The organism is Stieleria sedimenti (assembly GCF_025060895.1).
Classification (GTDB): domain Bacteria; phylum Planctomycetota; class Planctomycetia; order Pirellulales; family Pirellulaceae; genus Stieleria; species Stieleria sedimenti.
In genome coordinates this window covers 9,272-17,020 of record NZ_JANZKV010000149.1, presented here as the reverse complement: position 1 = coordinate 17,020, position 7,749 = coordinate 9,272, and the positions used below count along the sequence as shown (strand labels likewise).

The following is a 7,749-nucleotide window of genomic DNA, read 5'->3' as shown; positions in this document are numbered from 1 at the left end:
AGCCTGCACACCAACACTTAAGCCCGTGCCATTCGCACCTGACCTCGTTTCCGCGGTCGGTCTCTCGTTCAGCCCTATTGCGTGTGGATGCGGAAGCCGTTGACGATTTTTCCCGGCAAACTCTTGGGCAACCTGATCGTCAGCGCATCGCGAGAGCGATTCCACTTCATTTCCTCGGAGCTGCCCATCAGCTCGATGCCGGTGATCTCGCGGTCGAGCAATCCGCCGGTCGCGAGCGTTTTGATGACAATGTCCTCGGTCGGCGGAGCAAGCACGAAGGCATAGAGCACGTCGTCTTTGGTGGTGAAGCGGATGTCCTGCTGGGAGAAGTTCGCACGGTTTTCGCCCTGCCGGCCATCTTTGACTTTCAATGGCCCTTCGCCAAAGGTCTTCACTGTCCTGTGTCGCGTTTCGGCCCCATCTTCACCGAGTTCCAGGGATGGAACGAATCATACATGTCGAAATTATCGTGATGGCAGGCCACCGGCATGATGAAACGGGCGCCGTTGTCTTTGATAAATTTCACCAACGCGTCGGGATCCCACTCCTCGGCTTTAAAGAATGGAATCAAATCCTCATAGCCGAATTCTTCGATGGGACCGTAGTGCTCGATGTGCCACTTCGTCAGCGTTTCGCTCATACCCAAGTCTTTGTCCGCTGTACCTTCCGGCGGCGGTGAATACATGCGACGACCGTAATGCGATCCGTCGTTGGGACGGTTTTCATCGGCGGCCGATGAGATTCCCCAATGAAACCAGACGCCGATCTTTCCGTCGACAAACCACTCAGGGACTTCGTAATGGGCCGCCATCGATTCCCATGTCGGCTCGATCTCTTCGCCTGATGCCACGAGAGTCAGCGAAGACAAAAACATCATTCCGAGCATGACCGTCAAGTATTTCATCTGTCACCGTGGGGTTGAAAACGTCTCGTTCCGACCGCGCGAGATTCGCGTGGGGAAGTTTCGTGGGGAGACGATGGGTTTTTCGCGTGGAAACCGCAACGCATTCGTCGTCGTCAGCATCCGTGCTCGACGTCAAAGCTTGTGATTTGACAGACCATCATTGTCATTGAGGCGTGTATCTGAGCGAGGATTCATTGCGACACGGGGAAGGTGATCTGCGACACAGATCCGTGGCCACCGCAACCGGAGCTTGGGCTTCGCTCGCCAGACCCGATCTTTGATGTGCAACACCGATGGCGTGAAATCGCTGCCGCGGTAAAACGAGCAATGCATCGGCAATGCAATTGACGTCCCGAGGGCTTGCGTCCTGCTGCTATTATCTCGTCGGACGCAGGACCGGGAAGCAGGTTTCAGAGCGAGAGCAGGTTCCAAAGCCCGGAGTAGTCATCGCTCCAATGCAGAATCGTTTCATCTTGCTCCCACGCCTCAAACGACTCACTCCGTCGCAGTTGTTCGGCGACCTCTGCGTTTTGTGTCAGCAGCACCCAGGTCGAACCGTAAACGCCGATCGATTCGTCCTTGTCGTTGCTCACGCGGATCGACTGCCAATCAAGCCTGTCTGCCAAGCCGCGGACGACGGGGCCGAGGTCGAGAAAACGATTCGAGATGTGGATCGCCAGGATGCCATCTTCGGCGAGATGCTGGCGATAAATCTCGGCACATTCGGTCGTCAACAGGTGAACCGGAATGGCGTCGCTGCTGAACGCGTCGATCGCCAGCACATCAAAGTGTTGCGGCTGATTTTCACGCAATTCCCGCTCCATGACGATTCTCGCATCGCCGATGCGGACGTTCGTTCGCGCGGCGGAATCCTGCAGGTAGCTGAAGTATCGGCCGGACAGCTCTTGGACGGCGGGATTGATTTCGTAGAAGCGGAAGTCGTCGTTCGCTTTTCCATAGGCGGCGATCGTTCCCGTGCCCAGTCCCACGACCCCGACATGAATCGACTTGTCCGTCTGCTTGCGCTCGCGGACCGTTTCGATCGCAAGACCCAAGCCGCTCGTTCTGCCATAGTAGGTCGTCGGCTCCCTCTTCCAGTCTTCATCGTCGTACTGAAAGCCATGCTGGATCTGGCCGTGTTCCAGCCTGAACTTCGCCGGCGTCGGGGATTCGTCGTCGTCCCAAGCGGGCACGTAGTCCACATTCAAGACGCCGTAGAAGTTACGAGACCGATGGACAACGTCGTGTGAGTTTGGGTCGAGGGTTTCCCAAAAGTCGTATCCCATGGTCGCCACCAACGAAAGAAGTGGCGCCCAGTACCAAATGCCCAGTGAGGGCCGATCGGACGAGCGAAGTTTTCTGATCATCCATTCGGCCATCACGCCACCGAGTCCGACCAGCAGCAGCGTCCAGGCTTGAGCCGTGGTGACGACGTGTTGCTGATGCGCCAGGGCGAGCAAGGTCGTGGCGTACATCACAATGACGACGCGGATCAACCCGCTCTGGCGTGCTTCACTGAAACGTCGCAGCCCCCACAGGGCAACCCGCGCGACGCCCCACGCGGTGATCGAAATCGCTGCGAATTGCATGCTCAAGCGAACGGGCATCACTTCGGGCGAGCGCCACGATCCCCAAACCACCATCCAGCCGATGGGCAGGGCCGCCAGGCCGTACCAAGTCCAAGCCGACACCGAACGCTCGCTGCGCGTGCCGATCGCGATCAGCCCCGAAAAGATCAAGCTGCCGAATCCGCCGAACAACGCGATTTCGTCGATCGCATCCAGGGAGTCGTGATGAGGCGTCCAGACGAGCACAATCGCTGCAATGATCGCCGCAAGCGCTCCACCCGCCCAGGTCCAGAAATCGCCAGACGGTGCCGCGTCCCAGACGCGTTGTCGGCAGGCTGCTGTCAATGCAAACACGCAGCACGCCACAACACTGATCTGAAATTCCCAGTAACCCGTGAACAAATTCGTTGCCAAGATGGCGACAAACAGCCCACCGAGGACACCGCCGGCAGAAATCAACAGGTAGAAAAGCGTCAGGTAGCGTGGGTCCGGGCGGGAATGGACAAGTTCTCCATGGACCGCCATGCAACAAGCGAACAGTGCCGCGGAAAAAATGACGACTTGCTTTGCCAATTCCAAGTCGGGACCCGAGGAAATCGCCCAACCCGCCAGCGGTCCGCAGACCATCAACAGCATTCCAAAGCTGCGTCGATCATACCACTGTGGACGATCGAAACAGATGATGAAGGTAATCAGATACAGACTGAGCGGCAGGATCCAAAGAAACGGGACCGTTGCGACATCGATGCACAGCTGGTTTGTGGTCGCAAGTAGCATGGCCGATCCGCATGCCGATAGGATCAGCCACAAAAAGACGACGATCCAGCCGGGTTTTTGCGACAACGACGATTCGGGTGCCGCTTGTCCGGCAGCTTTGTCGCCTGGGATCGGGACCACATCGTGTTTCAACAGCCGGATCGCACACCATGCGGCAAAGCAGGCGAAAACGACGTACAGGGACGTCCAAGAGACGCTTTGCTGTTGCAGCGTGAACCGCGGTTCGATCACAAACGGGTAGCTGAGAAGTGCCAGCAGTGAACCGATGTTGGACAACGCGTACAAGCGATAGGGCGAGCGTTCCGGCGAAGTCTGGCTGAACCACTTCTGCATCAAGGGGCCCGTCGATGCGAGCACAAAGTACGGACCGCCCACCGTCGCGATCAAGACCAGCAAAATTCTGGCGAGCGGCGATTGATCGGGCAACGGTTTCCAAGTTTCATCCGGAGCGATCGGCAACAGCAACACGGACACCGCCAGAACCGCCAGATGGATCCACGCTTGGGAACGAACCGGGAGCTTGGCGCAAAGCAGGTGCGAGTACAGATAGCCGCCCAGCAGGGCCGCTTGAAAGAACAGCATGCAGCTGGTCCAAATCGACGGCCCTCCGCCGAACCACGGCAGGATGAAGCGTCCGATGATCGGTTGGACCTGAAACAGCAGAAATGCACTGGTGAAGATCGTCAGAGCATAACGGAGCATAGAAAGACTTCGTCGGGATGTTGTTCAGACCGTTCACCAACCGCATGCACAAACGGGTGAGGTTTGATCGCTCCTCGGCTCGCTCGTCGGCCACGTCACGCCCGTGAGTATACTCGTGGTCGGCGATGAGTGCTGGACGTCATCGTGATTCGTTCCAACACCTGGCTCTCGCGTTTTTTCGTGATGCAATTCCATCCGCTTCGACCTCCCTTGTGGAGGTCGTGCAGTTTTAAAGTCGTTGACGGAAAAGGGTTTTCGTCACCCTCCCAGCGGGCGTAAGTGTTCACGCATCTTCGACATGTCAGATTGGTTGTAAGTGGATGGCTTCGTCCAACGGCTGTTTACATCCATCGCCTTGGGCGTCGCCCTGCGCTTTACCTACATCTCGCAGACTCAACCCGCGTGCGGAGCAGGTTTTACCCCGAGAGGGGTTGCAGCAAGTAGCCGGTGGTCGCCTTCGCGCACCACCGGAATCCTCATGGGCAGCGCCTCAGGTCCCGTTTGCCCATCGGCCACGTCACTGGCGACGCTGACGAGTCTATCAAAGCAGAAGGACGCCGATCCAACTCAATCGTCGGGTGACCGGTGATGGCGATTGATCGTCATTTGTTCATGCATCTATCGGGTGGCGCAGACGCGTGTGAACGCCCAAACTCAGTATTCACGGGGTTTTCGTGCGCCGGTCGTGCTGCCGGGGGCGAGTTTGCAGGGCATTTCTGGGTGGATGAAATCACCGAAAGCCACAAAAGATGGGTGGTTTGTCATCTCGCCTGTGCGTATTTTAGCTGACCCTGGCAGGGGTTGTTTGTCTAGCTCGCCCACGCTGCAGTCGGTGTGCGGCGTTTGGAGATCGCCAAGTCGACGCCGCAGTCGATTCGGCTTGGTTTCGGCACGCAACGCTTGGATTTCGCAGAAAGAATTAACATAATCGGCCGCAGAGACATGCAGCACGGAAAGGCTGGCTCCGCCGCGTTTGGCGTTTGGCGTTTGGCGTTTGGCGTTTGGCGTGCGTGGCAGCGTCATGCTCGCCGCGTTTTGCGTTTCGCTCGGCATACTGTCGTGGGCACATGCCGACCGGTACACCCCGGGGCAACCGCTCGACAAGGACTTTGAAAGTTATGCCGGGGCGTTTCTTGCCGACCACTGCATCGACTGTCATGGCGAGGCGGCATCGGAGGGCGGGCTGTCGCTGCACGATCTGGGGCCGGTCAACGAGAGCAACGTTGGCACCTGGAGAAACATCTGGAGCCAGGTTTCGTTGAAGGAGATGCCGCCGCCGGAGCCGTCGGAGCTGGGGGTGGTCGACCGTCTGCAGTTCTCTGATTGGATCGTCGACGAATTGACACGCGTCATGCAGGACAAGGGTGGCTTCCATGATCACCGTGACCCGAACAAGGGTAACTTCGTCGATCATGATCTGCTGTTTGGCTCGATGCCCGAACAGATTCGATTGGTGCCGACATCATCGCCGGCCCGGATTTGGCGGGTGACGCCCCAGGAACACATCACGCGCCTGAATGAACTGATCAATACGGAACCGGAATATGATTTTCGAAAACCGGGGCTACGGACGCATGGTGATGCCGTGCCGACCAACCACGGCGGCGAACTGAAGCTATACTTCGGCACCGATCGAATCATTCAGTGGCAGGGCGGCACGGTGGCCTATGCCGCGGCTGTCAAAAGCGTTCCCGCGATCCTGTCGTCGGCACGCAAATACGGGCTGGAGAACTATCCCGATTTCTACACGGTCAACAGCGCCGAAGCAACGCAGATATTGAATGCCGCCGACGACATCATCCGCTACATGGCGGACGGTCCGCTGAGTATCGCTCAGCCCGATCAGATCACGGATAATCCCAAGCCGATTGCCGACAAGATGGCGGATAATCAGCGTGGCTTGCCGACCAGTCTGGTCTACAGCACCAAAGTGGTTCGTCCGCTGACTCCTGTTTATGAACTGATGAAGTCAGACGCCAAAACCGAGCGGCGATTGCGTGATGCCGTGAACTACTTGTTCGAAGCGTTGACGTTTCGGCCGCCGAGTGAAATCGAATCGGACCACTACCTACAGCTCGTACAACAATCAATCGATAAACTTGGTGAAGAAGATGGCGCCGTACTGGGCCTGTCCGCGATTTTTCTAGATCGCGACGCGTTGTTTCGACCGGAGCTGGTCGAGAAGGGTTCGTCGGATCCGTACGGACGCGTCATGCTCCGGGACTGGGAACTCGGACTGGCCGTCAACCATGCCTTGCGGTACATCAAACCCGACGAAACGCTGTCTGCGGCGATCATCGAAGGACGGATGAGGACCAGGGCGGACGTTCGCCGCGAAGTCCAGCGGATGTTGGCCGACGACAGGATTCGCAAACCTCGCATTCTGCAATTCTTTCGAGACTTCTTTGACTACGACCTGTGCGGCTATGTCTGCAAAGACACCAACGCTCTGGCCGCGGCGGGTGTCGACGCAAAGGGAGATTTACATTACCGCGCGATGTTTGACGCGACCGCCAGCACGGATCGTCTGGTCGAACTGATCCTGCGAGAAGACCGAGACGTGCTGAAACAGTTGCTGACCACGAACAGAGTGGTCGCGACCAAGGCCGATGAAATCTATTTCGGCCGAAAGCCAACCGAGGATGAAACCGCTGCGGTTTTGGCTGCGGCAGAAAACGCCGTCGCCGCGGAAATGGAGAGGGCAACCGCCGCGCTGCGAGGGGCTCACAAAGAATTGGCCGAACTTCTTCAGCGGTCGACGGCAAATCCGCGCGAAACAACGGCGAAGCATCAGACGGAACTGACCGCAAAGGAGGCGGCCGTCACGGCTGCGAAACAGCAGCTGGCCGCGGTCGAGAAGAAGCGATTGGACAACTATTTTCTCAGGGTCCACGTGGCAGGCCTGACAGGGCCGACGATCTATGCCCGTGTCAGTCGCCGTAGCTTTGGCAATGGATCGATGAGGCCCGAACGATTTCTCGCCAGCATGCCCGAAGACCGACGCTTGGGCATCCTGACCCACCCCACGTGGCTCGTTTCGCATTCCGACGCAATGGACAATCACGCCATCAAACGCGGTCGATGGATTCGCGAACGATTGCTCGGCGGCGGCATTCCCGATGTGCCGATCACCGTCGATGCGATGCTGCCCGATGAACCCCACAGCACGCTGCGCGAACGAATGCGGGTCACGCGGGAAACGTATTGCTGGAACTGCCACGAGAAAATCGATCCGCTCGGGTTGCCGTTCGAGATGTACAACCACGCGGGGCTGTACCGTATGTTGGAACTCGGAAAACCCGTCGACACCACTGGCGAGATCATCGATTCGGGGGACCCCGCACTCGACGGCGAGGTCGCCAATGCGATTGAGATGATCCGGAAACTCGCCCAGAGCGAACGCGTCGAGCAGGTTTTCGTGCGTCACGCCTTCCGTTTCTGGATGGGCCGCAACGAAACACTGCACGATGCACCCGTGTTGCAAGACGCCCACCGCGCCTACAAGGAAAGCGGCGGCAGTATGAACGCGCTGATCACTTCGCTACTGACGTCGGACGCCTTCCTGTATCGCACCCGCAGCGAGACTGGAGGCTAGGAAAGCTCTCTCTCCCTTTCGATCGGCCGGCGGCAAAGCCGACGGCCGATCGAAAGGGGGAGTGGACCTGGGGTTACGCCCGGATTCGCTGGGGCTCGTCCGGTCTCACCCCAGGCTATGTTGTTGATCGCCTTGGGACGTCAATTGTATAAGTGACGGATTTGACCGTAGGAGAAGGCGCCGAGACTTTTGCAACGCCGGCC

At 58.1% G+C, this 7,749-nt stretch carries 4 protein-coding genes; 1 reads left to right on the top strand and 3 read right to left on the bottom strand.

Annotation, left to right across the window (positions count from 1 at the left end):
* Positions 1-74: 74 nt before the first annotated feature.
* From NZK35_RS19290 to NZK35_RS19280, 3 genes are all read right to left on the bottom strand, one after another.
* Positions 75-371 (bottom strand): alpha-L-fucosidase C-terminal domain-containing protein, encoded by a 297-nt coding sequence (locus NZK35_RS19290; RefSeq protein WP_259634158.1) that lies wholly within the window; start codon positions 369-371, stop codon positions 75-77.
* A gap of 20 nt (positions 372-391) precedes the next feature.
* A complete protein-coding gene (locus tag NZK35_RS19285) occupies positions 392-904 on the bottom strand; it encodes an alpha-L-fucosidase (protein WP_259634157.1) in 513 nt (170 codons plus the stop codon).
* A 410-nt stretch (positions 905-1,314) separates the two neighbouring features.
* The gene (locus NZK35_RS19280; protein ID WP_259634156.1) at positions 1,315-3,951 is read right to left on the bottom strand and encodes a fused MFS/spermidine synthase; all 2,637 of its coding nucleotides are present in this window, start codon (positions 3,949-3,951) and stop codon (positions 1,315-1,317) included.
* Between the two features lie 1,021 nt (positions 3,952-4,972).
* Between NZK35_RS19280 and NZK35_RS19275 the strand changes: the two genes are divergently transcribed.
* Entirely contained in the window at positions 4,973-7,546 is a 2,574-nt protein-coding gene (locus tag NZK35_RS19275) for a DUF1588 domain-containing protein (protein ID WP_259634185.1), read from the top strand.
* The last annotated feature ends 203 nt before the right edge of the window (positions 7,547-7,749 follow it).